A 26,249-nucleotide genomic window follows, 5' to 3' on the forward strand; every position below is an offset into this window, starting at 1 on the left:
ATCTGTATAATGTATATATAATTAACATGACTGCAACTAAAAGTTTACAAAAAAACTTGTAGTTGCAATTAAAAGTTGGTAGAAAATAATTCATGCAGACAGTATCATTAGGGCAGAAAGAAGGTGTATAAAATGAATTTCAACACAAATTTACAAAACTTAAGAAAGATACATAATTTATCTCAGGAACAGCTTGCAGAAAAACTTGATGTATCAAGACAGGCCGTATCAAAATGGGAAAATGGTACATCATATCCTGAAATGGATAAATTACTTATTTTATGCGATATATTCTCCCTTAATATGGACGAACTTGTACAGGGGAATATCTCCGTTAATGATAATTCTTTTAAAGAAGATAAAGAATTATACGAAAACGCTCAGAATAAGTTTTCCAAAATGATAACCTTAGGAGTGTTTTTGATTCTCCTTGGTGTAACTATAATGAGTATGTCCGATGGATTGATTAAAGGCGGAAACTTCTTTATAAATACATTCAGTTCCATTTCGACTATATTATTTTTTATTTTGGTTACGATAGCGGTATTCATATTTGTTTATTTCGGAATAAGTCATTCCAATTTTGTAGAAGAACATCCTTATTTTGACGATTTCTATACAAAAGAAGAAAAGAGTTCTTATAACAGATTGTTTGCCGGTATGATAGCCGTAGGCGTTGGTATCATATTGGTTGCTGTCACTATTCTGGTAGGGGTAGAGGAAATATTAAAGACAGATGTAGATAATATGCCGGCTGTTATGGGACTGTTTATGTTCATGGTAACAATAGCGGTAAGTATATTTACATACTTTGGAATGCAGAAGGCAAAATATGATATAAACGGTTATAACAAAGAAAATAAACATCACGATATATATTCCCCTGACAGTAATTCACTTATAGGCAAAGTTTCGGGAGTAATAATGCTTATTGCTACTTTTATATATCTGGCATTAGGATTTATTTGGAATTTATGGCATCCCGGCTGGGTCGTATTTCCTTTAGGCGGTGTGCTTTGCGCAATAGCTACGATAATTATAGGTGATGATAAATAATAAAAAAAAGAACCGAGACATCATTCTTGGTTCTTTTTATATCAACATACCTATCAAGGCACAAACTATTCCTAATAAAGCTCCGACAGTAACATCCTTTATGAAGTGTACTACTCCCATAACTCTTATGACCGACAGTAAAATACCCAATATAATAATTATTACTCCATATGTAACGGATATAAATAGTCCGGAAGTTCCTATTACAAAGGCGGAAAATACATGTCTGCTGGGAAACGACTTACCCTTTGTATCTTTATTGAGTATCGGTTTTATGTCAAATATTTCATATGGTCTTTTTGCATCAAATACTTTTCTAAATACACTTAATAATATAAATGGAATTAATGTAGAAAGTATAAGCCTGGTTACATCGTGACCCTTTATAAAATTAATCATTATAAATATGGGAAAAGATAAAAATATTAAATATGTTACTATCTTATCTATTATATTAAGAAAATTTTTTTTATTTTTATCTTTATAAAAGGGTGCATATAATTTTAAATAAAATTCTTTATTCATGCATATCACCTAATCGTTTTTGAAATGGTCCTTAACTTTTTTTGCAAGTTCTTCATTCATACCGTCTACTTTTATTATTTCTTCAATAGGTGCATTTTTTAGATCTTCCATGTTTTTAAAGTGCTTTAAAAGATTCCTGCATTTGACCTTACCGATTCCCTCAATCTCTTCAAGCGTAGTTTTAAGGAAACTTTTGCTTCTTAAGTTTTTATGATAATCAATGGCAAATCTATGGACTTCTTCACTTATATCGTTTAGTAGCTTTACGGCAAATTCAAAATCTCTTATATTTCTTGCTTCCTCGTTGCTTTTTACTACTTCCTTTAATTTGTGTTTATTATTTTTTCCGAGCCCTAAGACTTTAATATTAAAATTAAAAGTATCCACTACATTTTTTACTGCATTGACATGACCTATTCCTCCGTCGACAAATATTATATCCGGAAGGGGTAAAAATCTTGGATTTCCATCATTTTCTTTAAGCTCTTTTTGTGCTCTGTTAAGACGTCTGAATACGACTTCCACCATACTTCCGTAATCGTTAGGTCCTTCAATAGACTTTACTTTAAATTTTCTGTATGCTTTATAGTTTCTTTTTGCCCCGTCGAATACAACCATGACTCCTACGCTGTCAACTCCGGATGTATTGGAAATATCATATGCTTCATATCTGAAATTGCCTTCTTTACTGATATTTGCATATTCATTTATTTCTTCAACGGCTTTCTTTTCCATCAATGCCTTCTGCTTTTCTTTTCCTATTGTATTTTCAAGATTTAATTTTGCATTGTCAGTGGCAAGTTTTAATAATTTTTTCTTTTCTCCTTTTACCGGGACTTTTATTTCTACTTTCTTAGATTTAAGCTTTGTAAGCAGATCTGTAATATTATCTATATCATCAAATTCCTTTTCGACTAAAATCAGAGGAGGTATAAAAGGTGTATTGGTGTAGAACTGTTTTATAAATGCAGACAATACTTCGCTGACATCTTTTTCATTCTGACCTTTTAATATATAATTTTCTCTTCCCACTATTTTTTTATCTCTCAGTGCATAAACTTGTACACACGCCATATCTTCCGCCATTGCAAGCCCTAAAATATCCATATTGTCCGCATTTGCATTTGATACGTTCTGTTCGCTTTTAAGACCTTTTATCGCAAAAATCTTATCTCTGACTTTCCCGGCATTTTCAAAGTCAAGGTTCTCGCTGTAGCTGTTCATTTTGTTTTCAAGGCTTTGAATTATCTTAGCAGTCTTTCCGTTTAGTATATCTATTATTTCTTTTATATAGCCGTTATAAAGCTTAGTATCTATATTTCCCTGACATACTCCAAGGCACTGTCCTATATGATAGTTTAAACATACATCGCCCTTTTTGACTCCGCTTTTAAGTTCTTTTTTACACATAGCTATAGGATATAGCTCGTTTATCGTACTTACTGCCTTTTTGGCATATGTCGCATTTGCGTAAGGTCCGAAATATTTATTTCCGTCATTTATATATTTTCTTGTTACGAATAATTTAGGATACTCATCTTTTGTAGTTATTTTGATATATGGATAAGTTTTATCATCCCGCATTAAGATATTATAATAAGGTCTGTATTTCTTTATTAGATTACATTCCAGTATCAATGCTTCCATTTCATTGTTGGTTATTATATATTCAAAGTCTGCAATGTTTTCTACCATTTTCAAAACTTTTGGTGTATGATTGGAATTTTTTCTGAAATATTGGGTTACTCTATTTTTAAGCACCTTAGCTTTACCCACATAAATAATAGTGCCGTTTTCGTCTTTCATAAGATAAACGCCGCTGTTTTCAGGGAGTAATTTGATTTTATTATTTAAATTTTCGCTGAATTCTTTACTCATAAAATTTTCACCTATGTATCTTGCTTTTTACACCAAGTTATTATATCATATAACTTGTTTAATTTAAATAAATCGGGAGTATGACATGAAAACTAAATTTAATGAACTCAAAGTCAGTAATGATAAATACGATGTTTATGTAACACAAAAAGTGTTTTTCGGATATACCTTAAAAAAATTTTTAAAGGGAACCTTTTATGATATAGTTCAGAAAATAGATATTAACGAAAATCTTTCAAATGAAGAATTAGAACAAATTGCATATGGAATGTTGGATTAAACAGAGTTTATCTCTGTTTTTTTTATTTTTATTATCGGTATTTCAAAAAAAGTTTTGGTTTGAATTTTATTAATAGATATTATAATAAAATTTAAGGGGTTTAAAACTCCTTTTTTGTATATTAAGTGTAAGAAATTTTCTATAAATAAGTCTAATATTATATATTTTTTAATACCACTGTTTATAAAAAGCTTTGTATAAAGAGAGCTTGATATTCATATACTATTTTTATGGATAATAAGAAAAAAGGATACTTAGCAACTTTACTCATGAGTCTGATCATGGGTATGCAATATATTTTTATCAAAGATTTAGTGAAACTTTCAAATAATAATGTATTTTTAGTATTAAGCTCAAGATTTTTTGTAGCTTTTATAGTAATGCTTATTATATTTCTTATAAAGAAAAGACCGATCGATTTATCTTTTAAACATAAAGAAATGTTTAAATTATCTTTTTATAATCCCGTTGTTAATTTTTCCTTTCAGACTATCGGAGTTATGATGTGTCCTGTCACTACGGTGAGTGTCCTTATAGCTTTGATACCGATAGCAAATGTTATTGTAAGCTATTTTATGCTGCACGAAAAGCTTACTATCAAGCAAGCTTCTTGTATGGCATTATGTATTGCAGGAACTCTTATAGCCAGCGTGTCTTCTTCCGTTAATAATAATTATCATTTTGCTGTAGTAGGTGCGGCTTTGATAATAATGTCTATATTCTCAAGAGCAATATATCAGGGAAAATTCAAACAAATAGGAGAAGATGTAGATTTGGATGATGTTTGCTTTTATCAAATTTACTATGGTTTTATAATATTTTTGATTATATTACTTGTATTTATGTTCCTTTCTCCTACTCATCAGATAATAACTGTAATAAGTAATATTGATTTTATTTATGGGATTTTGTATCTTGCACTGCTTGCGACTATTGCAGTATTTTATTTAAATAATTTTGCTGTGAAAAATATAAGCGTTATAAGTGTGGGGCTTATGAATAATGTTACTGTTTTAGTTTCAACACTTGCGGGAATAATTTTTTTATCAGAGACCTTTAGCTATATTCAGGGCATAGGACTTATTATGATATTAATAGGCAGTTTACTGTATTATCACACTAAAAAATAAAAGAAGCAATTATGCTTCTTTTTTTAATATTACTTTTCTGATGTTGTCTATGGTATTCTTATGTTTTGTTTTTCTTACTTCTTCACCGAATGCGTAATTTTTTATGATTTCTAAGTCTCTATAATTGTCGTCTTCCGGTATAAATATATCTTTGTTTAATATCATAAAATTTGCATAATAATTTTCTTTTATGAGCCCCATATCATTTAAATGGTTAGCTTCTTTTGCTTCGATGTATAATTCCTTTTTTATTGCAAGGTACGGATACATGTTTTCTTCTATTGATTTTTTCACTTTATTTAGTGGGTCTAAATCCGGAAAATGTTCTGCTGCCTTTATAATAGTATCATTATTAATTATTCTTCTGCTTGATTTCTTTTTTAGATATTTAATGGTACTGTTATGGATCAAATACTCATTTACTCTGTTATTGACACTTTCGGAGTAATTATCTTCTTTCAAGATGATCGTGCTGATACCCTTATTAAGTAAATAATCGTTACCTTCGGATAATATTTGTTTTTGAGTCCTATTATCTAAATTGCCGAAATATACTTCGGCTTCTCCCAAAGTGTTGAACTTCAAATATTTATTATATTTAAATAAAAGAAGAGGAAGCATATAGACGTCTTTTACAATAAATGAAGGTATTACAGTTTGATTATAAAGATTAATCATATTACCTACATCATTTTTTAAATCTATTTCATCCTCTACATAATTTTGTTTATATAACTTTACTATTTTCCCATCTTTTATTAACATACTTCTGTATATATCATATGGATTTTCAAAAGTATGGATATTCCCATTATAAACCAGGACGTCAAAGTACATGGACTTCCTCCTTAATATTAATATGTACGTTTATAATTTGGGATTTCCATAACACTTTCTGCAAACCGGTATGTAGTTTTGATTATCTCCGATTTGAATTTGTTTACCTGAATAATTGGGTTTGCCGTCGATTATCCTTAAATTCATTGTAGCTTTTTTATTGCAAAACCAGCAGACTGTCTTTATTTCTTCGATTTTGTCTGCATAAATAAGAAGGTTGATACTTCCTTCGAATAAGTTGTTTTGTGAGTCATTTTTCAGTCCGTAGACTATGACCGGGATATCCATGTAATCTACGATTTGAGTAAGATCGAGAACATGCTGTCCTGTTAAAAATTGTCCTTCGTCGATGACGATGCAGTGTATTTCATCTTCCTGCATTTGCACTATTTGTTTAAAATCCGTATCTTCATTGAAAGTCATAGCTTCTCTTTTTAAACCTATTCTTGAACCTACAAATCCTTCTCCGTATCGGTTTTCAAGTTCTGAAGTAAAGATTAATACGTTTTTACCTTGTTCTTGATAGTTATGAGCTATTTTTAATACTTCTATTGATTTTCCCGCATTCATCGTTGAATATCTAAAGTATAATTGTGCCATTGTTTTCTCCGTTTTTAAATGTTTATATCATTGAAGATTTCATATTTTGTATAATCAAAATCAATTGCTTTTGCATTTATTCTTTTTGCTAATATATTATATTCCTTGTCAATATCCAAATCATTTAAAGATTGTCTTACTTTATCTTCTCCTATGGATAAATCTATTACATTTTGGATATATTTTTGATAATTTATATTATTGCTATCTTTAAATTTTTTTAAATAAGAATTATTAGAAGTTATTATGTTTCCTGATGAATCTTTTTTTGTATATGATATTTTACTTATCACATTATTTTCATAAGTGACCTTTAGGGTTGCATCATATCCGTTTTTATCATATTTATAGTTCTGAGCTGTATGTGTCGTTGCAAAATCAACATAACTGATATTATTTTTACCATTTTTTATGCTCTTTAAACCTTCTGTCAGTAATTCATTATATATTTTATAAACATCTTCATAGTTTTGGTTGGTATTTTTTATTTTATCTTGATTTTGAAGAACGGCAGTATTTAAAGTTTTAATATAAAACAATGTTTCATTATTATTGTTGTCACTTAAATATAACTTTCCGTTACTAGATATATAATTAAAATATATACCGGTTATTATTTTATTTTTGACAATAAGCTTCATATAAGGAGCTTTTGAATCATTATCGAATTTTTTTGCAAATATATAATAATTTCCGTCTACATACTCATGTTTTATTTTAAAATCTTTTATTTTACCGCTGTCACTGTCCTTTACATTATCTTTGCCGCATGCTGTAAACATTCCTATAGTTAATATGAGAACAAGTATTATAGAAATAAGTTTTTTCATCTTATATCCTTATTTAAAAGAAATATATATATCTTTCTTTACTTTCTAAAAACATTTCTTCGTATTCACCCATAATATCGCTTGAAAATAATTCTATTGCGTCAATTATCTCATCATGACTTCTTAGTATGAGCGGTGGAGACAATATATACTTTTTATTTACATATATCCCCGAAACATCAAGGAATTCAACCTCGTCCGGATTTGTAACTTCAACGTTCTCTTTGTTTATATTATCAAGTTCTTTCTTTACAGCCTTAGCCAAGGAAATCGAAGCATCTCTCGGGCTTAGTTTTTTTAAATCATAGCCGCTTGCCATTTCAAAGAATAAATCATTAAATACCTTTTCACATTCTTCTTTTGAATAATCAAAGTCATTTAATTCTTCTTCCCATATAGTATTTTTAAGCCATAAGCCTAAAAATACTTCAAGGGGATTAAATTCTTTATCTTTTCTTGCAATATATATATTTACCCCGCTCCCGTATCCTTCATTTGAAATATATGTTATTCTTTTTATCTTAAGTTTATTTGCTTTCATAAATGAAGAAACAATAATTTCTTTGTTTTCTTCTAATTTTGCTAATTCTCCTAATAACATAATCGTCTCCTTTTTTTATATTATTTTTATTATAGTATAGTTTTTTTATTATTTTGTCATATTTTTATGAAAATTTATTATTTTGTATAAATACTTATCGGTTAAATAAGCACTTGCGATTTTATTTTTGCCTTTTGTCTTTAATCCGTGAAAATCGCTTCCTCCGCTAATCAAAAGATTTCTTTCGATAGCTAAATTATAAAAATATTGTCTTTGTTCATTTGAGTGCTTTGGGTAAAAGACTTCTATCCCGTTTAGTCCATAATCCAATATCTCGTTGTAGTCATTAATATCTTTTATCAATCCGGGATGAGCCAAGAAGCTTATTCCTCCCGCATTTTTAATCAGTTCTATAGCTTCGGGGATCGTAACTTTTTCATTCTTAACAAAGCAAGGCATATCATCACCGATGTACTTAATAAATGCTTCCTCAGTATTTTTTACATATTTAAGCCTTACCATTTCTCTTGCGATATGCATTCTGCCTATCGATGCATCATCAGTATCTTTTTTTATATCATCATAATTGATTATTATATTTTCTTTATTATTTAACTTTTCTATTATTTCTCTTGCTCTGTTTTTTCGTTTGTTTCTTAAATATGTTAATTTGTTATTTAATCCTTCGTTTTTATTGTCTATAAAATATCCTAAGATATGAACACTTTTATTTTTATATGTCGTAGAGAATTCTATTCCTTTAATTATATTTATATCGTAATTATCTTTGAAATTTTCAAAGGCTCCTATTGTGTCATGGTCGGTAATAGCCAGTGTATCTACCCCTCTAGACTTACAGATGGGTATAAGTTCGTCTATGGTGTTTGCTCCGTCAGACATTATTGTATGAACATGTAAATCTGCTTTAGCCATTTATTACGCCTCGTTTATTAAGTTTAAGAGTTCTTGTTCATCTAAGTGATATTCTTTGCCGCAGAAATGACATTTTAAAGTAATACCATGATCTTCTTTTAGTATTTTTAATAGCTCGTCTTTCCCAAGTGCCAAAACCACTTTTTCTATTTTTTTCTTTGAACAGTTACACTTATAAACAACATCTTTTTTATCTGTAAATTCAATTTCACCGTCATCAAATATACATTTTATTATGTCTTCAGGATCTTTACCCTCGTTTAAAAGTGCTGTCATGTATTTTAAGCCTTTTATTTTATCTTCCAAATATTCTATGTCTTCTTCCTTTGCATCCGGCAGAAGCTGTATGATAAGTCCTCCCGCTTCTTTTACAAAGAAGTCTTTATTATCTAACAGTACACCTAATGAGACAACGCTGGGCGTTTGTTCACTCATTGCAAAGTAGTAGGTGTAATCCTCTGCGATCTCTCCGCTGACTAATTTTGTCTCTCCCACATATGGGTCTCTAAGTCCGATATCTTTGATTACTTTGAGAGTCCCGTTTCCCACTATTTTCTTTACGTCCAGTTTTCCTATATCATTCAAATAAATTCCCGTATTGGGATTTATTATATCGCATTTTACTTCGCCTTTTGAATTTGCCGTTACTGTTACCTTTTTTATTTCTCCGTCACAGTCAATAATGCTTGTTACCATGTCACTGTCATTTTTCATTGTATATCCGATAAGTGCCGTAGCCATTAAGCTTCTTCCCGCGCAAGCTGTTGCATTGGGGCTTGAATTATGAATTTTTCTCATTTCTTCGACTGTATCTTTTGCCGTTATAACAAAAAATATAATAGGTTTATTTTTAAGATTTCCTCTGATTATATAGTCCATTTTATTTTCACCTCGTTTAAGTAAGTATACTATGTTTATCTTTTTTTTTCAATTTATGTTTTATTATAGCATGGATTTTATGTATTATAATAAGGGGCGCGAAATCTGCATAGCAGGCGTAGTGCCCCGAAGATTTTAAGGATTTGAGGATTTATAATGAAACTGATAGATTTGCACTGTGATACATTTTCTAGAATGTATGAAGAAAATATTTTAAATGTAGAAAATAATGATTTACATATAGATTTAAATAAGCTTAGAAAGGCTGATTCTTATCTTCAGGTCTTTGCCTTATTTGATGATAAAGATAAAACCGATTATAAGTTAGAAGAATTTAATAAGCTTATAGACTTTGCATTTGATTTAATAAATAAAAACAAAGAAAAGTATAATTTAATAAAAAAATATGATGATATCAAAGATAACGGTAAACAAAATATTTTGATTTCTGTAGAAGATATGGGAAGTGTTGAAGGAGATTTTAAAAATATAAAATTTTATTACGACAGAGGTATTCGTATAGGTACTCTTACATGGAATTATGAAAATTCATTGGGATTTCCAAATACAATGGATAGTTCTCTCGGTCTTAAGCCGTTTGGGAAAGAAGCGGTAGAATACATGAATGAGCTGGGAATGATAGTGGATGTTTCTCACTTAAATGACGGGGGATTTTATGACGTCTATGATATAAGCACAAAACCTTTTATTGCTTCGCATTCATGTTCTCGTGAATTATGTAACCATACTAGAAATTTAAAAGATGATATGATCAGAATAATTGCGGATAAAGGAGGGGTTATTGGTATAAACTTTTATAGTTTATTCTTAAATAAACATATTCAGGGTTTAACAAAAGAAGAAGTTGAGTTTTTAATAAAAAATAAAAATTATAAAAAACTGGATGAAATAATAAATAAGCAAATAAGTAAAAATGATGATATAATAAAACATTTATCTTATATAAGAAATGTAGGCGGAAGTGATGTATTAGCTTTCGGCAGCGATTTTGATGGTATCAGTTGTAAACTTGAGATGGGGGATATATCAAGTCTTCCAGTATTGATTTCACTGCTTGAAAAAGCTGGTTTCAAAGATAAAGAGATAGAAAAACTATACTATAAAAATGCACTTAGATTATTTAGTGATTGCCTTTAAAAGTATTTAGATTACTTATGATTATATACAACAATATATAAATAAAAAAAGAAAAGCTAAATGCTTTTCTTTTTTTATTTATAACCAATTTCTTGGATTTTGTGTTACGCCGTCAGCATGAACTTCAAAGTGACAATGCGGACCTGTAGAATATCCGGTACTGCCTCCGTATGCTACTGTTTGTCCTCTTCTGACCTTTTGTCCAACCGATACTCTTACACTTGAGTTATGTCCTAATAAAATAGTTACATGTTTTCCTTTTATCAGTCCTGCATCTATCCCTACTGCATAACCATATCCGCCATACCAACCGGCTATAGTAACTCTGCCGTTTGCAGGTGCGACAACGCTGTCTCCGTAACTTAATCCGATATCCATTCCCGCATGGTATTTATATACTCCCGATATAGGATGATATCTGTAACCTTGTTCGCTTGTTACATAATAATTTCCCGGCGTAGGCCAACCTAACGAACCGTTTCCTGTATTATATACTTTGTTTGTTGTAGAACCGCTTTGTGAAGCTAATTTATTGCTGAGTTCATTTTGTTCTGCTTCCAGTTTTTCAACTTCTTTTTTTAAATCTTTAATGTCTCCTTTGACATTCGCTAGCTGTGCATTTTTAGCAATCTTCAATGTATCTAAATCATCTTTATTTGAGTTTAACTTAGAAATTAAATCTTCTAATTCTTTTTTTTCTTTTGCGATTTTATCTGTTTTCGTTTGTATTTTCTTTTCGACAGTTTGTAGTTCTTTTACTATGTTTTGGTCATAACTTACAAGCTCTTGCACTGTTATTACTTTACTTATTAAATCCGAAAAATTTTCCGAAGAAAAGATCAAATCTAGGTATCCTGTATCCCCGTACATATACATGACTTCCATTCGTTCTTTTAATAAATCTTGATATTTTTTTCTTTCTTCTTTTGCTTCTCTAAGTTCTTTTTTTGCTTTTTCTAACGATTTTTCTACTTTTGATTTATTAGTTTCTTGTTCTTCTATTTTCTTTTCTAATTTTTCAATTTTAGTATCATAACTTTCAATTTGATTTGATAAATCATCTGCTTTATCTTGTGAATTATTTAAACTGTCTTTTTTATCATCAAGCTTGTTTTCTACATCTTTTAATTTTTGTTTTGTAGTTTTGGCTGTTATCGTACTTTGTGTGAGGGGTAGGGTAAAAACACAAATAAACACTAATATTAATGATAGTATTCTTTTTTTCATTTTACTCTCCAGTCATTTAAAATAAACTTTTTTATGGTTGTAATATTAAATATTAACATAATCTAATGGGTCTACGGCGTATCCGTTTTTATACACAGCAAAGTGTAAATGCGGTCCTGTTGAAATCCCGGTACTTCCGCTGTAAGAAACAACTTGTCCTCTTTTTACTTTTTGTCCTGTAGATACTTTTAGAGAACTGTTGTGAGCAAGTAATACTGTTATGTGGTCTCCATTAATGTTCCCGCAGTCTATAGAAACCGCATATCCATATCCTCCATTCCAACCTGAATAAGTAACTTTACCGTTTGCAGGAGCTCTAACTGGAGTTCCTGTGCTTACACCAATATCAACGGCTCCGTGATTTGTACTTGCACCAGCTGTAGGTTGGTCTCTATGACCGAAATAACTGGTTATATTATAATGTCCCGGAACAGGCCATGAAAGAACTCCGTCTTTACTGCTTGAACTTGATCCTCCGGTGGAATTGCTGCTTCCTCCTGTGCTGCTGTTGGAACCACTGTTTCCTTTATCCTTATCTTTATCTAAGCTGTTATTGTCATTGTTATAATTTACATTAGTTGAAGCTGCACTTTGTGCTGCTATCTTATTGTCCAAATTAGCTTTTTCTTTTTCCAAACTAGCTATTTGTTTCTTTAAGTCATCTATAGTACCATTTACATTTTTAAGTTCAGAATTCTTTGCGATTTTTAATGTACTTAAATCTTCCTTGTTTTTAGCCAGACTTTTAATAGTAGTATCAAGCTCTTTTTTGCTATTTGATATTTCATAAGTTTTAGTCTTTATATCATTTTCTGTATCTTGCAATTTAGATATGATATTTCGGTCATAGCTGACTAAAGATTGAACTGTGATTATCTTACTGATCAAATCTGAGAAGTCGGTTGAAGAAAATATCAAATCGAGATAACCCATGTTTCCGTACATATACATGGTTTCCATTCTTTCTTTTAATGCATCTTGATACTTTTTTCTTTTCTCTTTCGCATCTTTTAATTCTTCTTTGGTTTTGGTTAAATTTTTTTCTAGTGTTGACTGCTTTTTTTCTTGTGTGCCAATAGTGTTCGTCAATTCAGATATCTTGCTGTCAACATCTTTGATTTCTCCGGATAAATTATCAGAAGTACTTTTTTCATTATTTAAATTATTTTTTTTACTGTCTATTTTACTTTCAACGTCATTTAACTTTTCTTTATCTGTTTTTGCATTTACGGTATCAAATGTAAATGCTGTCGTAAATACGAATGATAATACTAATAAAATTGATACTATTTTTTTATTCATGCCTGTTACCTATACATCTAAGAATTTTCTAATTGAGAAAGCACTTCCTGCCGCACCTATGATTATTCCGTAAACGATAAATAATAGTGTAACTTGTCCCATTATTATTCCCGGTGGTGCTATTCCGCTTCCGAGAGGAAGTCCGGTTCCTCCGCCTTGAATAAATCCGATTACATAATAGTAAATATTTCTTATAATCAGTATAGATACACTGGAACCTAAAAGTCCTAGAATACTTCCTTCTATTAAAAATGGGAACCTAATAAACCAGTCTGTGGCACCCACATATTTCATAACCGTGATATCGTTTCTTCTTGCATAAACGGTTAATTTAATAGTGTTATAAATAATAAATATACTTACTATACTTAGAACTATAAATATTACTATGCAAACCACACTGGCCATATCGTTAAATTTAAGAAGGTTATCAACGACTTCTTCTCCGTAAACGACATCTTTTACCCCGTCAATATCTTTTGAATAAGAATACATGTCTTTAAGTTTCGTAGAATCTGTGACTTTTACGATAAAAGATTCGGGAAGAGGATTGTTTTTACCTTCATATCCGTTTAATAAGTAGGATTTATCTCCGAAATCCTGCTTAAAATTTGTAAGAGCATCGTTTTTAGATTCATAAGTTACACTTTTGCATAAACTGTTTTTTTCAATATTAGTTTTTACACTGTCTTTTTGTGTCTGGGTCAATCCGTCATTAAGATAAACTTTAAGCTCTAGATTGTTTTCAATTTCACCTGTCATAAAGTTTAAGTTGAGTGCGAATACAAGGAATACACCTATAATAATAAGTGCTGCTACTACAGATAAAACAGATGCTACACTCATTAAAGAATTCCTTTTGATATTTTGAAAAGAGTCTCTTATGAACACCTTTATAGTTGATAATTTAATTGTTATATCCTCCTTTTCTGTCTCCGATTATTTTTCCGTCTTTTAAAAGCACTACTCTTCTTTGCATCGCATCAACGATTGTTTTATCGTGTGTTGCTATGAGTAAAGTAGTTCCTCTTCTGTTAATGTCATGAAGAAGTTTCATTATTCCTATTGAGGTATGGGGATCTAAGTTACCGGTAGGTTCATCGCATATAAGTATCTTTGGATTATTTATAATACTTCTTGCTATGGCTACTCTTTGCTGTTCCCCCCCCGATAATTGATTAGGATATTTTCTTGCTTTATCTTTAAGTCCAACCATTTTTAAAACGTTTGGAACTCTCTTATGTATTTTTTCTGGTTTATGCTGCATGACTTCCATTGCAAAAGCTACATTTTCGTATACTGTTCTGTTTTCCAGTAATCTGTAGTCTTGGAATACGACACCTACATGTCTTCTTAAAAATGGAACTTGTTTATTTGTTAAGTTATTTAAATCATATCCCGCTACGGAGATATCACCGTAAGTCGGAGATATTTCTTTTAATATAAGTTTCAAAAGTGAAGATTTTCCCGCTCCGCTTTTCCCTACAATAAATAAAAACTCGCCCTTATCGACATTTAAATTAATGTCTTTAAGTGCAGCTTCTTCTCCGCCTTCATATATTAATGATACATTATTTAAAGTAATCATACTTACTCCTATTCTAAATTTAAATAAATACTAAAAATACACATCTAAATATTACATTTTAAATCTATTAAGAAACGATTAAATAAATTTAGATGTTTTATTAAAACATTATAGCATATTTTGTCGTATTATCAATTATTTTGTCATTTTTTAATAATAGAAAGCATCCATTTTATGGCATATATAGTTATATTTTCAAAAATATTAAAGAAAAGGAACAATATGTTGAAGGTTAAGTGATGATTATGTGGATTTATGGTTTTAAGTGGAAATCAAATAAAATTTTATTATGATATAATATTAATGAAATATTAATAATTTCCATAAAGAATATTAAATATTATGGTTTATAATTTATTCAACACTTAATTAGGGGGAAGACCATGGGTAAATATAATATATTAGTAGTAGACGACGATAAAGAAATTGTAAAAGCAATAAATATATATCTTTCCAATGAGGGATACAACATATATGAAGCTTATGACGGATATGAAGCATTAGGTATTTTAGAGAAGGAAGAAATCCATTTAATAGTACTAGATATAATGATGCCTAAATTAGATGGGATAGCAACCATTACCAAGGTTAGGGAAAAGCAAAATGTTCCTGTTATATTCTTGTCCGCAAAATCCGAGGATACCGATAAAATAATAGGACTAAATATCGGCGCCGATGATTATGTTACCAAGCCTTTTAATCCTTTGGAACTTATTGCAAGGGTTAAGTCTTTGATTAGAAGATATACGATACTCGGCAATATGAGTGAAATGGAAGCTGATAATATATTGACAACCGGTGGGCTCAGCTTGAATGAAGATACTACAGAGGTAACTGTTGACGGAGAAGAGGTAAAGCTTACCAGCACGGAATTTAAGATACTTAAGCTTTTAATGTCCAGACCTAATAAAGTGTTTTCCATGGAGGAAATATATGAAAAAGTTTGGGGAGAACTTTCTTATATGACGGATAACACTGTAGCTGTACATGTTAGGCATATAAGAGAAAAGATAGAAATCGATCCTAAAAATCCAAAATATTTAAAGGTGGTGTGGGGAATTGGATATAAAATTGAAAAACATTAAGGGAAATAAAAGTTTACTTAACCATATACTTTTGATAATAGCAATATTTATTACATTTAGTTTTGTAGTTAATAACGGCAATAAAGTCATTTTAAATAAATCTTATCAAATGTTTGGTAATCATGCTTATCTTACTTCTTCCGACTATGGATACAAGTTAGATGAAATACATGCTTACTTAAATAATGCTTTATACAGAGAATATAAAGAAGTACATGATAATAATCCGAAGGCGGATCTATTTAAGAGTGTTGCCGATATGTCTCCAAAACTTAGAGGTGAGCTTAAGGCAAACGTTATAGGCAGTTACGGACCTGAAGTATCTTACTATATAATGGATAATAATACCGATGTAGGCTATACGAACTCAGGTGTCAGGACAGAAAAAGAATTTGAAAAAGAATATAAAAAGGAAGGTTATACTTTTATTAGTACGAGAAGCAATGTGACAAACACATATGTGAACGGAAATAAAGAATTATTAAATGTTTCTTATAACCTTACAAATAATTTTGATATGTATGATGACAATAATTCTTTTCTTGCAACTAAGATACTTCCGCCGACGGTACTTGTAGCTGTGAATCATGACTTTACATCCGGAGGTTATTTCAAGGAAAGCTATGAAGCTTATAAATCAGATGGAGTATGGTCTACTTTAGGCTTTATTTTTTCCTCTATATTATTATTATATCTATTGATTATAATAAAAAAGAAATATGGAATAAGAGATTCTCTGGAAGTAATAGGACAAATATTTAATAAAGTATTCCTGGAAATAAAATTATTTGTAGCTTATTTTATATATAATAATTTTTATAGTATAAACGGCACGATAACTGCAATATTATTTGTTTTTTGTCTATACTGTGCTGCAATGTATGATAATGAAAATTTATTAAATGTATCTGTATATAAAAAGGTTATGGATATATATAAAAGTAATCAGGTCTTCAAACCATTTAGTAAAAAGGTACAGTCGAGAATGGTCAACGGGATTACAAGGTGTGTTGTTTCCGGCGGGATATTGATGTTTTCTTTTCTACTGTTGGCTATGGGGATATCGGGACCGTACGAGCAATTATATGCAGTAGTAATTGTAGCTTCTTTTATATATTTGATGTACTCGATATTTAGATTATATTCGTCTTCAATAAAGAGTGTAAAAGATATAGAAGATGTATATAATTATACGGAAACGCTTGGACTAGGGCACTTCAATGAAAATATTTATTTAAGTGAAAACAGTTATTTTAAAGAAATAGAATATAATTTGAATGCACTTAACGACCACATAAAAGAAGCAGTAGAAGAACAAGTGAAAAGTGAAAAAATGAAGAGCGAACTTGTAACTAATGTTTCACATGATTTAAAGACACCTCTTACATCTATTATTAATTATGTTGATTTAATGAAGAGGGAAGATATAAAGCCGGAAATTGCAAAGGAATATCTTGAAATACTCGATAGTAAATCTCAAAAATTAAAAAAATTGGTAGAGGATATATTTGATATTTCAAAGGCAACGAGCGGAAATATAGATTTGCATAATACAAATATCAATTTAAAAAGCTTGATTAATCAAAGCATAAGTGAGTTTAGTGACAGTATAAATGAAAATAATCTTGAAGTTAGGGTAAATGTGGATGATGATGTTTATATTTATGCCGACGGAGAAAGGCTTGGAAGAGTACTTGAAAATTTAATTCAAAATGCGGTGAAATATTCACTCAAAGGAACAAGGATATATATAGACTTGGAAAAAGACGACCCGAGTATAACGATAAGTAATATATCTAATTATGAGATGGACTTTTCCAGTGAAGAAATTTTAACCAGATTTGCAAGAGCGGATAAAGCCAGAGATCTTGAAGGTTTTGGGTTGGGGCTTTCTATAGTTCAAAGTTTTACCGGCTTGATGGGAATTGACTTTAGTGTTACGATAGATAAAGATTTATTTAAAGCAAGGCTGGATTTTAAAAATAATAAATAAGATAAAAACGACATCAAATTAATGATGTCGTTTTTTATTGGATAGTAATAATGATTTATATTTATTGTAATTTGTTTAAATATGTTATAATCTCTTTATATATTATAATTTTAAGAGGTCAGTAGTGAATAAGTTTTTATTTATAGTTTTATTTGTAGTCGCGTCATTAGGGATTGCATTTATAAAAATCAAAGAATATTATTTATATAAAATATGCACTAAAAGTACTTATGCTAAAATACTTTCCATTAAATCATCTTATGGAAATAACAGGAAAATTGCAGGTGCTGTTTTAACATATAAAGTAGATGAAAAATTTATTAATGCAAAAAGCAGTTTAGACGTAAACAGTGAAATGGTAAAGAAAGATGATGTTATAGAAATTTTATATAATCCAAGAAAACCAAGACAAAATGTGTGCTTTAAAAGAGAACTCCAAACTTCAAGATTATCTTTAATGATTCCATTATGGCTAGTGACATTGATAGCCTTAATAGTTTGTTTTATTATATAAAATATATAAAAATAAAAAGCGGATAATGCTCCGCTTTTTTCTTATATTTTTTATTTTGCGTAAGTCCTCGCTCCGTCCATTAGTATTACTTCTCCGCTTATGTATGACGCCATTTCGCTTGAAAGGAATGCTGTCATATAAGCTACATCTTCAGGTTCTCCAAGCCTTCCCACCGGTACTGTAGCAATTTTTTTCTTTAACATTTCATCGTCAAATTTATTTAACATTTCTGTTTTAATAAGTGAAATTGCAAGTGTATTACATCTTATATTTCCTGGGCCGTACTGTACTGCCATATATCTTGTAAGACCTAATAATCCTGCTTTTGAAGCTGAGTATTGCGGTCCTCCGCCCATTCCCGAATACATTGCAGAAGAGCCTATATTTATGATACTTCCGCCCCCTGCTTCTTTAAGAAGGTCCAAACCTCCTGCCATGATAGAATAAAATGAACCATATAAATTTGATTTTAATACAGTATCTAGATATTCCGGAGTAAGTTCGTCTATCTCTACGACTTTTGAACCTCCGGCATTGTTTACTATTATATCTAATTTACCAAACTTTTCTTTAATATTATCTAAAGTTTCTTTCATTTGGTCAAAGTTGCCGACATCGCATTTATAACAGTAAGCTTTTCTACCTAAAGCTTCTATTTCTTTAACCACCCCATTTGCTGCTTCATCTCTTGATAAATATGTGAATGCAACATCTGCTCCGCACTCGGCAAGTGCAAGACAAATAGCTTTTCCTACACCTCTGCTGCCTCCTGTAAGAAATGCTTTCTTTCCCGTTAAGTCAATTTTTAACATAATTATTTCTCCTTAAACTTTGTATATTCTATAAATAAAGTTTATCATAACTTAAATATAATGTAAATTAAGATTTATCTAAAAAATGCGGGCACTACGCCTGCTGAAGCAGATTTCGCGCCCGCTGTTCTTACTATAAAATTAATTAATTTGAAAGCTTTATAAGTTCATCTTCATTTAGTATTTCTATACCTCCTCTGAAGAGTTTTATGATATCGTTACTTTCAAAGTGTTTAAGCATCCTGCTTACCACTTCTCTCGCACTTCCTAAGTGATTTGCTATTTCTTCATGTGTCATTTTTATTTTATCTTTTTCATCTCTATGGAAAAGTAAAAATTCCGCCAGTCTTGAATCGAATTTTTTAAATAATACCTGCTCCAAAATCCACATTACATCCGATAATCTTGAAGACATAATGCTATTAACATACTTTGACATCTCGATATAATTATTAGCTATATCTTTATATATATGTGTAGGTAAAATAGCTGCTTTTGTTTCCTCCATTGATTCTATGAATATATCAAATGTTATGTCTTTCATCACGCATGAAGCGGACATCAAACATATATCATTATCCATTAAATAATATAAACTGAGCTCTCTTCCTGTCTCCGATATCATGTAAGCCCTGAGCTTACCGCTTAAAATAAATATTAATCCAGTGCATGTCACGGAGTTGTCGTGAACAGTTTCGCCTTTTTTAAATGTTTTAAATTTTAATTCTTTTAGTATTGTTTCCTGGCATTCATTTTTAAGACTGTCCCAAAACGGGAGAAAATCTTTCATATTAAAGTTATCATCATTCATATTTTTACCGCCTTATTATATATTCTATAATTATTATTCTTATTTGTCCATTATGACTTTATATTTTTTTTATGTGACTTTGTCACAGTCTTTTATTTTTTATTTGAATATAATATAAACAAATAACAGGAAAGAGGTAAGAAAAATGAGTGTAATAGATTTAACAAATAAAACCTTCAAGGAAGAAATAAATGATAATAGATTGGTGATAGTTGATTTTTGGGCTCCTTGGTGCGGACCATGCAGTGCTTTTTCTCCGGTAATAGATAAAGTGGCAGAAGAAAGAAATGATATAAAAGTATGCAAGGTCAACGTAGATGATGAAAGAATGCTTGCAATGAAGAATAAAGTAATGTCTATCCCAACATTATTAATGTATAAAGACGGCAAGCAAGTAAAAAGAACACAAGGTGCCATGACAAAACAAGAACTTTTAGAAGTTATCGACCAAGTAAAATAAATAATATATAAACCTTTAAAATTAAATTGTTTAAAAAAGAGCGAAAGCTCTTTTTTATTATCATTAATATGTAAGTCTGGTTGATTGTATATTTAAGTTATAATATTTTACTGTATAATATAAAGGATTTATGATTTATTAAAGGAACAAATAGCCGAAAAAATATAAATTTATTGTAAATGTAAGATGTTTATTGAGTTTTTAAAATGTAACATAATAAAGTTTTAGAAGATGAAAAGAAAGATCATTTAAATTTTCTTTTTTGTTAAAAATATCTAAGGTATATTATGTAAAACCGAACAAATTTTCTAAAAATTTGTTGTTATTTTAAAAAATTTGTGATAATATCATATTAATGTTTAAGGAGGATATTATGACAGATAAAATTGTTATAAGAGGTGCCAGAGAAAACAACCTTAAAAATATAGATTTAACTATACCGAGAGACAAGCTTATTGTATTTACCGGACTGTCAGGTTCAGGTAAATCTTCTCTTGCTTTTGATACCATATATGCAGAAGGACAGAGAAGGTATGTAGAAAGTCTTTCTGCGTATGCGAGAATGTTTTTGGGTCAAACGAATAAACCCGACGTAGATAATATTGAAGGGCTAAGTCCGTCTATTTCCATAGATCAGAAGACTACTAATCGTAATCCACGTTCCACAGTTGGAACGGTAACGGAAATATATGATTACTTCAGATTGTTATTTGCCAGAATAGGAACACCTTATTGTCCTAAATGCGGCAAGAAAATAGAAAGCCAGAGTATAGATACTATAATTGATGATATTTTATCTATGGAAGAGGGTACTAAAATACAAATATTAGCTCCCGTTATAAGAGGAGAAAAGGGGACTCAAAAGAATTTTCTTACTCATTTAAAGAAGGAAGGTTATCTTAGAGTATTTATAGACGGTGGACTTTATGACCTTGATGATGAAATAAAACTTCCCAAGAATAAGAAGCATGATATAAGTGTTGTAATAGACAGGCTTAAAGTAAGGGACAAAATAAAATCAAGACTTAATGATTCCGTCGAGACAGCATTAAACTTGAGTGACGGATTGGTCATATGTAAAACTGATGATGAAGAAAAATTGTACTCGGAAAAATTTGCCTGCATGGACTGTGGGATTGCTATGGATAAGCCCGAACCGAGAAGCTTTTCATTCAATTCACCTTTTGGTATGTGTATGGAATGTAACGGGATAGGTTATCATCAAACCATCGATCCCGAACTTGTTATTCCCGACAGAAGTATCTCCATAAACGAAGGCGTTCTTTCCAATTTTGTAAGCAGTGACGACAGCACTTACTATTCTGTAATTGTCAAAACTTTGGTAGAGAAATATAATTTCTCTATGGATAAACCGTTGGATGAAGCAAGCGACGAATTTATGGAGGCTCTTCTTTACGGAGATAAAGATAAAATAAAAATCGGATTTAATTCTCATTTCGGAGGGTATAAGGAAAGAGAAATCGTATTTGAAGGAATAGTAAATAATTTAGAAAGAAGATACTTTGAAAGCAGCAGTGAGTATGTAAAGGCTAAGTTTAGTAAATTTTTGTCTAATATTACTTGTAATGCATGTAAAGGAAAAAGACTTAATGACAATTCTTTGAGTGTAAAGATCAATGGAGTCAATATTATTGAGCTTACGGAGATGTCTATAAGAGACTGTAAAAAGTTCATTGATAATCTTGTTTTAAATGAAAATGAAGCTAAAATAGCGGAACTTGTCCTTAGGGAAATAAAATCAAGGCTTGGTTTTTTAAATGATGTTGGACTAAGTTATCTTACTTTGGACAGAGCTGCTTCTACATTATCCGGAGGAGAAAGCCAGAGAATAAGACTTGCCACTCAAATAGGTTCTAAGCTTACCGGAGTACTTTATGTTTTAGATGAACCCAGTATAGGGCTTCATCAACGAGACAATGAGATGTTACTTAATACATTAAGAGAGCTTACGGATATAGGTAATACAGTTATCGTAGTAGAGCACGATGAAGATACAATGAGAGAAGCCGATCATATAGTAGATATAGGTCCGGGCGCAGGTATTCATGGCGGAGAAGTTATAGCAAACGGTCCTTTGGAAGAAATAATAGATAACAAAAATTCTATAACCGCCGATTATTTGTCAGGCAGGAAAAAAATAGACGTTCCTAAGGAAAGGCAGAAAGGCAACGGACAGTATCTTGAAATAATCGGAGCTAAAGAAAACAATTTAAAGAATATTGATGTAAAATTTGAGCTTGGGAATATGACTTGCGTTACAGGAGTTTCCGGATCGGGAAAAAGTACGTTAATAAATGAAATATTATTTAAGGCTCTTAGAAAGAAGCTTTTGGGTTCTGTAGAAAAACCCGGAAAACATAAAGAAATAAGAGGCTGGGAAAACCTTGATAAGATAATAGATATAGACCAGTCGCCTATAGGGCGTACTCCGAGATCAAATCCTGCTACTTATACCGGGATGTTCGATCTTATAAGAGATGTATTTGCTTCGACAAATGAAGCGAAAATGAGAGGATATAAGAAAGGTCGTTTCAGCTTTAATGTAAAAGGCGGAAGATGTGAGCATTGTAAGGGAGATGGTATAATAAAAATAGAAATGCATTTCCTTCCCGATGTTTATGTTCCTTGTGAAGTTTGTAAAGGGCATAGATATAATGATGAAACTCTTCAAATAAAATATAAGGGCAAAAATATTGCAGAAGTACTTGATATGAGTGTTGAAGAAGCTTTGACATTCTTTGAAAATATTCCTTCGATTAAATCTAAAGTACAGACTTTATATGATGTGGGACTTGGATATATTAAACTGGGACAGCCTTCTACGACCCTTTCCGGCGGAGAGGCTCAAAGGATCAAGCTTGCAACGTATCTTTCAAAAAGACAGACGGGCAAGACTTTATATATTTTGGATGAACCCACTACGGGGCTTCATATGGAAGATGTAAAGAAGCTTCTTGAAGTGCTGTACAGATTAAGAGAAGGCGGAAATACCATACTCATAATAGAACATAATTTAGATGTCATAAAATGTGCAGACTATTTGATTGATTTGGGTCCCGAAGGAGGAGACGGCGGCGGAACCGTGATTGCAACGGGTACTCCGGAAGAAGTTGCCAAGGTCAAAAAAAGTTACACTGGACAGTTTTTGAAGAAAATATTATAAATAAAATATAATAATGAAGAACACTCTAAATAATTAGGGTGTTTTTTATTTCGGGGCACTACGCCCGCTTCGCAGATTCCGCGCCCCTGTTTTTCTATGCACATATGATTTTTTATACGGATTAATATATTAACTTATTTTATTTGTTTTTTACTTTAAAACAGATATGTTAAGATGTATAATTAATAGTAATTGATGTTTTTACAGAATAATGAATTTAAATTTTATTAATATAAGGAGATATTATGAAAGCAACGATACTTTGTATAGGTGATGAAGTTTTATGCGGAGATGTTTTGAATTCAAACGGAACTTTTTTTGCAAAAGAACTTACAGAAATAGGAATAGAAGTTGTAAAGCATGTAGTAGTAAGTGACGATGAAGATATGGTAGAAGGTGCATTCAACGATGCGGTGAATATAAGTGATTTGATTATTACTACCGGAGGGCTTGGTCCTACACTCGACGATATGACAAAAGAGGCAATAGCTAAAGTCACCGGAAGACCGCTTGAAGAAAATGCAGAAGCAAGACATCATGTTGAGACTTATTTCAAAAATAAAGAAAAAGATTTTGTTCTTACTCCAAATAATTTTAGACAGGCACTATTCCCAAAAGGAGCAAAGATACTTAGTAATGACAGGGGAACAGCCCCCGGTGCACTTCTTGAAATAGATGATAAGATGATCATAATGCTTCCCGGACCTCCAAGGGAAAATACTTATATGTACAACAAGCATATCAAAGAATATTTAATGAATAAATTAAATAAATTCTTTGCCGTAAAGGACTATATGACTGCGGGAATAGGAGAGTCTGAAATTGAGTACAGAATGAGAGATTTGCTTCCTAATCTTGAGGGTGTAAATGTAAATACATATTTTAATGACAGCGGTGTTAAAGTCAAGGCAGTATCCAAGGCTGATAATCTAAAACACGCAATTGAAAATTTGGATAAAATAGATGATATTATAATGAAAAATTTCAAAGAATATATCTATTCCGTTAAAGGTGAAACACTTCCTCAAAAATTTGTTAATATACTTAAAAGTATGGGGCTCACATTCTCATGTGCAGAGTCCTGTACAGGCGGACTTCTTGCAAGTTATTTAACAGAGATACCCGGAGTAAGCGAAGTATTTATGGGCAGTGCCGTTACTTATACAAATGAAATCAAACACTCTCTTCTCGGTGTTAAAAATGAAACATTGGAGAAATATGGAGCGGTGAGTTCTCAGTGTGTGGAAGAGATGGCTCTCGGTTGTGCTGAAAGGTTTAATTCCGATGTTGCTATATCAATAAGCGGAATTGCGGGGCCGGGGGGAGGCACTCCTAAGAAGCCTGTTGGAACTGTTTATATGGGATTTTATTATAAAGGACAAGTTTCTTCAACTAAATATAATATAACCGGAGAAAGAAAAAGAGTTCAGACACGAAGTGCATATTATTCGATAAATAATATGTTAAAAATAATGCAATAAATTGTTGACTAATCTCTAAACTAAATGTATAATTGAATAAGAACAAATGTTTGAAAGGAAGTCAAAATAATGAATCCAGATAAAGAAAAAGCTCTAGAGCTAGCAATGAGAAATATAGAAAGCAACTTCGGAAAAGGTGCGGTAATGAAATTAGGCGATAAACCTACCGTTACCATAGATGCTATTTCAACATCATCTATTTCCCTTGATGCTGCCCTTGGTGTAGGGGGACTTCCAAGAGGAAGAATAATCGAAGTATATGGTCCCGAGTCTTCAGGTAAGACGACTGTTGCATTACATGTTGTTGCGGAAGCACAAAAGGCAGGCGGCGTTGCGGCATTTATTGATGCTGAACATGCTCTTGATCCTATTTATGCGGAAGCTTTGGGTGTTAATATAGATGAACTTATAGTATCTCAGCCGGATACCGGTGAACAGGCATTGGAAATCACTGAAGCTCTTGTAAGAAGTGCTGCGGTAGATGTTGTCGTAGTTGACTCCGTAGCCGCTCTCGTTCCAAAAGCGGAAATCGAAGGGGATATGGGGGACAGCCATGTAGGTCTTCAGGCAAGGCTTATGTCTCAGGCCCTTAGAAAACTGGCAGGAGCCATAAATAAATCAAATACTACGGCAGTTTTTATTAATCAGCTTAGAGAAAAAGTAGGGATTATGTTTGGTAATCCCGAAGTTACTCCGGGAGGAAGAGCATTAAAATTCTATTCTTCTGTAAGGCTTGAAGTAAGAAGGATTGATTCTATCAAGAACGGTCAGGATATAATAGGTAACAGAACTAAAGTCAAGGTAGTTAAAAATAAAGTGGCGCCTCCTTTTAAAATCGCCGAATTTGATATCATGTACGGTAAAGGTATTTCAAGAGAAGGTGATATCGTAGATATGGCCGCTAAGTATGGAATTATCAAAAAAGCCGGTGCTTGGTATTCTTATAATGATGAAAAAATTGGACAGGGAAGAGATAAAGCAAAACAATTTCTTGCCGATAATCCGGAAATTGCCGAACATATAGAAAAGCTGGTATTGGATGAAGTTTTGGGCAGAAATAAAGAAGAAGAGCCTGAAACTGCTGATACTGTAAAATCCGAAGAATAAAAAATAAAAAGAACAGCGAAAACTGTTCTTTTTATTTT

Annotated in this window: 25 protein-coding genes; 11 read left to right on the forward strand and 14 right to left on the reverse strand. The window is 31.3% G+C overall.

What is annotated here, in order from left to right; translation table 11 throughout:
- The first annotated feature begins 132 nt into the window (after nucleotides 1–132).
- On the forward strand, nucleotides 133–1,056 hold the full coding sequence (locus NSA01_RS00765; protein ID WP_257479626.1) for a helix-turn-helix transcriptional regulator: 924 nt from the start codon (nucleotides 133–135) through the stop codon (nucleotides 1,054–1,056).
- Nucleotides 1,057–1,092: 36 nt separating this feature from the next.
- Here NSA01_RS00765 and NSA01_RS00770 read toward each other — a convergent pair whose 3' ends face one another.
- Both NSA01_RS00770 and uvrC read right to left on the reverse strand, forming a co-directional pair.
- Nucleotides 1,093–1,581: a phosphatase PAP2 family protein gene (locus NSA01_RS00770; RefSeq protein ID WP_257479627.1), complete on the reverse strand. Its 489-nt coding sequence runs from the start codon at nucleotides 1,579–1,581 to the stop codon at nucleotides 1,093–1,095.
- Between the two features lie 9 nt (nucleotides 1,582–1,590).
- On the reverse strand, nucleotides 1,591–3,459 hold the full coding sequence (gene uvrC, locus NSA01_RS00775; protein WP_257479628.1) for an excinuclease ABC subunit UvrC: 1,869 nt from the start codon (nucleotides 3,457–3,459) through the stop codon (nucleotides 1,591–1,593).
- 85 nt (nucleotides 3,460–3,544) lie between these two features.
- On the opposite strand from uvrC, the gene NSA01_RS00780 reads away from it, so the two are divergent.
- Entirely contained in the window at nucleotides 3,545–3,739 is a 195-nt protein-coding gene (locus NSA01_RS00780; protein ID WP_007050201.1) for a hypothetical protein, read from the forward strand.
- 230 nt (nucleotides 3,740–3,969) lie between these two features.
- Entirely contained in the window at nucleotides 3,970–4,869 is a 900-nt protein-coding gene (locus NSA01_RS00785) for a DMT family transporter (protein ID WP_257479629.1), read from the forward strand.
- A 9-nt stretch (nucleotides 4,870–4,878) separates the two neighbouring features.
- Here the strand turns inward: NSA01_RS00785 and NSA01_RS00790 are convergent, their stop codons facing one another.
- From NSA01_RS00790 to hslO, 6 genes are read right to left on the reverse strand one after another with little or no spacing between them, the layout of a single operon-like run.
- Complete coding sequence (locus NSA01_RS00790) at nucleotides 4,879–5,706, reverse strand: hypothetical protein (RefSeq protein WP_257479630.1); 828 nt, start codon at nucleotides 5,704–5,706, stop codon at nucleotides 4,879–4,881.
- Nucleotides 5,707–5,736: 30 nt separating this feature from the next.
- Entirely contained in the window at nucleotides 5,737–6,306 is a 570-nt protein-coding gene (locus tag NSA01_RS00795) for a thymidine kinase (RefSeq protein WP_257479631.1), read from the reverse strand.
- A 14-nt stretch (nucleotides 6,307–6,320) separates the two neighbouring features.
- On the reverse strand, nucleotides 6,321–7,136 hold the full coding sequence (locus NSA01_RS00800) for a hypothetical protein (RefSeq protein WP_257479632.1): 816 nt from the start codon (nucleotides 7,134–7,136) through the stop codon (nucleotides 6,321–6,323).
- Nucleotides 7,137–7,149: 13 nt separating this feature from the next.
- Nucleotides 7,150–7,737 carry a hypothetical protein gene (locus NSA01_RS00805; protein ID WP_257479633.1) on the reverse strand — a complete coding sequence of 196 codons (588 nt, stop codon included), beginning with the start codon at nucleotides 7,735–7,737 and terminating at the stop codon, nucleotides 7,150–7,152.
- 48 nt (nucleotides 7,738–7,785) lie between these two features.
- A complete protein-coding gene (locus NSA01_RS00810) occupies nucleotides 7,786–8,610 on the reverse strand; it encodes a PHP domain-containing protein (RefSeq protein WP_257479634.1) in 825 nt (274 codons plus the stop codon).
- 3 nt (nucleotides 8,611–8,613) lie between these two features.
- Nucleotides 8,614–9,489, reverse strand: a complete 876-nt coding sequence (gene hslO, locus NSA01_RS00815) for an Hsp33 family molecular chaperone HslO (protein WP_257479635.1) — start codon at nucleotides 9,487–9,489, stop codon at nucleotides 8,614–8,616.
- Nucleotides 9,490–9,645: 156 nt separating this feature from the next.
- On the opposite strand from hslO, the gene NSA01_RS00820 reads away from it, so the two are divergent.
- A complete protein-coding gene (locus NSA01_RS00820) occupies nucleotides 9,646–10,647 on the forward strand; it encodes a dipeptidase (protein WP_257479636.1) in 1,002 nt (333 codons plus the stop codon).
- A 78-nt stretch (nucleotides 10,648–10,725) separates the two neighbouring features.
- Here the strand turns inward: NSA01_RS00820 and NSA01_RS00825 are convergent, their stop codons facing one another.
- Genes NSA01_RS00825 through ftsE form a run of 4 tightly spaced genes read right to left on the reverse strand, consistent with a single transcriptional unit; the run spans nucleotide 10,726 to nucleotide 14,764 of the window.
- Nucleotides 10,726–11,874, reverse strand: coding sequence for a murein hydrolase activator EnvC family protein (locus NSA01_RS00825; protein ID WP_257479637.1), 1,149 nt, complete (start codon nucleotides 11,872–11,874; stop codon nucleotides 10,726–10,728).
- Between the two features lie 45 nt (nucleotides 11,875–11,919).
- Nucleotides 11,920–13,176, reverse strand: a complete 1,257-nt coding sequence (locus NSA01_RS00830) for a murein hydrolase activator EnvC family protein (protein WP_257479638.1) — start codon at nucleotides 13,174–13,176, stop codon at nucleotides 11,920–11,922.
- Between the two features lie 9 nt (nucleotides 13,177–13,185).
- Nucleotides 13,186–14,067: a permease-like cell division protein FtsX gene (ftsX, locus tag NSA01_RS00835; protein ID WP_257479639.1), complete on the reverse strand. Its 882-nt coding sequence runs from the start codon at nucleotides 14,065–14,067 to the stop codon at nucleotides 13,186–13,188.
- A 16-nt stretch (nucleotides 14,068–14,083) separates the two neighbouring features.
- Nucleotides 14,084–14,764: a cell division ATP-binding protein FtsE gene (gene ftsE, locus NSA01_RS00840; RefSeq protein WP_257479640.1), complete on the reverse strand. Its 681-nt coding sequence runs from the start codon at nucleotides 14,762–14,764 to the stop codon at nucleotides 14,084–14,086.
- Between the two features lie 383 nt (nucleotides 14,765–15,147).
- On the opposite strand from ftsE, the gene NSA01_RS00845 reads away from it, so the two are divergent.
- The 3 genes from NSA01_RS00845 to NSA01_RS00855 all read left to right on the forward strand — a co-directional run bounded on the left by NSA01_RS00845 (nucleotide 15,148) and on the right by NSA01_RS00855 (nucleotide 18,356).
- Nucleotides 15,148–15,849 (forward strand): response regulator transcription factor, encoded by a 702-nt coding sequence (locus NSA01_RS00845; RefSeq protein ID WP_257479641.1) that lies wholly within the window; start codon nucleotides 15,148–15,150, stop codon nucleotides 15,847–15,849.
- Nucleotides 15,824–17,842 carry a sensor histidine kinase gene (locus tag NSA01_RS00850; protein ID WP_257479642.1) on the forward strand — a complete coding sequence of 673 codons (2,019 nt, stop codon included), beginning with the start codon at nucleotides 15,824–15,826 and terminating at the stop codon, nucleotides 17,840–17,842. Before NSA01_RS00845 ends, NSA01_RS00850 begins: the two co-directional genes overlap by 26 nt.
- Before the next feature lie 124 nt (nucleotides 17,843–17,966).
- Nucleotides 17,967–18,356 (forward strand): DUF3592 domain-containing protein, encoded by a 390-nt coding sequence (locus NSA01_RS00855; protein ID WP_257479643.1) that lies wholly within the window; start codon nucleotides 17,967–17,969, stop codon nucleotides 18,354–18,356.
- Between the two features lie 50 nt (nucleotides 18,357–18,406).
- On the opposite strand, the gene NSA01_RS00860 is transcribed toward NSA01_RS00855, so the two are convergent.
- Together NSA01_RS00860 and NSA01_RS00865 are read right to left on the reverse strand one after the other, a co-directional pair.
- A complete protein-coding gene (locus tag NSA01_RS00860) occupies nucleotides 18,407–19,168 on the reverse strand; it encodes an SDR family NAD(P)-dependent oxidoreductase (protein ID WP_257479644.1) in 762 nt (253 codons plus the stop codon).
- 145 nt (nucleotides 19,169–19,313) lie between these two features.
- Nucleotides 19,314–19,979 (reverse strand): Crp/Fnr family transcriptional regulator, encoded by a 666-nt coding sequence (locus tag NSA01_RS00865; RefSeq protein ID WP_257479645.1) that lies wholly within the window; start codon nucleotides 19,977–19,979, stop codon nucleotides 19,314–19,316.
- A gap of 145 nt (nucleotides 19,980–20,124) precedes the next feature.
- Here NSA01_RS00865 and trxA point away from each other — a divergent pair, with 145 nt between their 5' ends.
- From trxA to recA, 4 genes are all read left to right on the forward strand, one after another.
- Complete coding sequence (gene trxA / locus NSA01_RS00870; protein ID WP_257479646.1) at nucleotides 20,125–20,439, forward strand: thioredoxin; 315 nt, start codon at nucleotides 20,125–20,127, stop codon at nucleotides 20,437–20,439.
- 373 nt (nucleotides 20,440–20,812) lie between these two features.
- The gene (gene uvrA / locus NSA01_RS00875) at nucleotides 20,813–23,623 is read left to right on the forward strand and encodes an excinuclease ABC subunit UvrA (RefSeq protein WP_257479647.1); all 2,811 of its coding nucleotides are present in this window, start codon (nucleotides 20,813–20,815) and stop codon (nucleotides 23,621–23,623) included.
- Between the two features lie 245 nt (nucleotides 23,624–23,868).
- Complete coding sequence (locus NSA01_RS00880; RefSeq protein WP_257479648.1) at nucleotides 23,869–25,104, forward strand: competence/damage-inducible protein A; 1,236 nt, start codon at nucleotides 23,869–23,871, stop codon at nucleotides 25,102–25,104.
- 69 nt (nucleotides 25,105–25,173) lie between these two features.
- A complete protein-coding gene (gene recA, locus NSA01_RS00885) occupies nucleotides 25,174–26,211 on the forward strand; it encodes a recombinase RecA (protein ID WP_257479649.1) in 1,038 nt (345 codons plus the stop codon).
- The last annotated feature ends 38 nt before the right edge of the window (nucleotides 26,212–26,249 follow it).

The organism is Anaerofustis stercorihominis, assembly GCF_024623185.1.
Lineage (GTDB): Bacteria > Bacillota > Clostridia > Eubacteriales > Anaerofustaceae > Anaerofustis.

Coding starts and splice junctions, on each gene's coding strand:
- NSA01_RS00765 (WP_257479626.1), top strand. CDS start 133: ATGAATTTCAACACAAATTTACAAAACTTAAGAAAGATACATAATTTA.
- NSA01_RS00770 (WP_257479627.1), bottom strand. CDS start 1,581: ATGAATAAAGAATTTTATTTAAAATTATATGCACCCTTTTATAAAGAT.
- uvrC (WP_257479628.1), bottom strand. CDS start 3,459: ATGAGTAAAGAATTCAGCGAAAATTTAAATAATAAAATCAAATTACTC.
- NSA01_RS00780 (WP_007050201.1), top strand. CDS start 3,545: ATGAAAACTAAATTTAATGAACTCAAAGTCAGTAATGATAAATACGAT.
- NSA01_RS00785 (WP_257479629.1), top strand. CDS start 3,970: ATGGATAATAAGAAAAAAGGATACTTAGCAACTTTACTCATGAGTCTG.
- NSA01_RS00790 (WP_257479630.1), bottom strand. CDS start 5,706: ATGTACTTTGACGTCCTGGTTTATAATGGGAATATCCATACTTTTGAA.
- NSA01_RS00795 (WP_257479631.1), bottom strand. CDS start 6,306: ATGGCACAATTATACTTTAGATATTCAACGATGAATGCGGGAAAATCA.
- NSA01_RS00800 (WP_257479632.1), bottom strand. CDS start 7,136: ATGAAAAAACTTATTTCTATAATACTTGTTCTCATATTAACTATAGGA.
- NSA01_RS00805 (WP_257479633.1), bottom strand. CDS start 7,737: ATGTTATTAGGAGAATTAGCAAAATTAGAAGAAAACAAAGAAATTATT.
- NSA01_RS00810 (WP_257479634.1), bottom strand. CDS start 8,610: ATGGCTAAAGCAGATTTACATGTTCATACAATAATGTCTGACGGAGCA.
- hslO (WP_257479635.1), bottom strand. CDS start 9,489: ATGGACTATATAATCAGAGGAAATCTTAAAAATAAACCTATTATATTT.
- NSA01_RS00820 (WP_257479636.1), top strand. CDS start 9,646: ATGAAACTGATAGATTTGCACTGTGATACATTTTCTAGAATGTATGAA.
- NSA01_RS00825 (WP_257479637.1), bottom strand. CDS start 11,874: ATGAAAAAAAGAATACTATCATTAATATTAGTGTTTATTTGTGTTTTT.
- NSA01_RS00830 (WP_257479638.1), bottom strand. CDS start 13,176: ATGAATAAAAAAATAGTATCAATTTTATTAGTATTATCATTCGTATTT.
- ftsE (WP_257479640.1), bottom strand. CDS start 14,764: ATGATTACTTTAAATAATGTATCATTAATATATGAAGGCGGAGAAGAA.
- NSA01_RS00845 (WP_257479641.1), top strand. CDS start 15,148: ATGGGTAAATATAATATATTAGTAGTAGACGACGATAAAGAAATTGTA.
- NSA01_RS00860 (WP_257479644.1), bottom strand. CDS start 19,168: ATGTTAAAAATTGACTTAACGGGAAAGAAAGCATTTCTTACAGGAGGC.
- NSA01_RS00865 (WP_257479645.1), bottom strand. CDS start 19,979: ATGAATGATGATAACTTTAATATGAAAGATTTTCTCCCGTTTTGGGAC.
- trxA (WP_257479646.1), top strand. CDS start 20,125: ATGAGTGTAATAGATTTAACAAATAAAACCTTCAAGGAAGAAATAAAT.
- uvrA (WP_257479647.1), top strand. CDS start 20,813: ATGACAGATAAAATTGTTATAAGAGGTGCCAGAGAAAACAACCTTAAA.
- NSA01_RS00880 (WP_257479648.1), top strand. CDS start 23,869: ATGAAAGCAACGATACTTTGTATAGGTGATGAAGTTTTATGCGGAGAT.
- recA (WP_257479649.1), top strand. CDS start 25,174: ATGAATCCAGATAAAGAAAAAGCTCTAGAGCTAGCAATGAGAAATATA.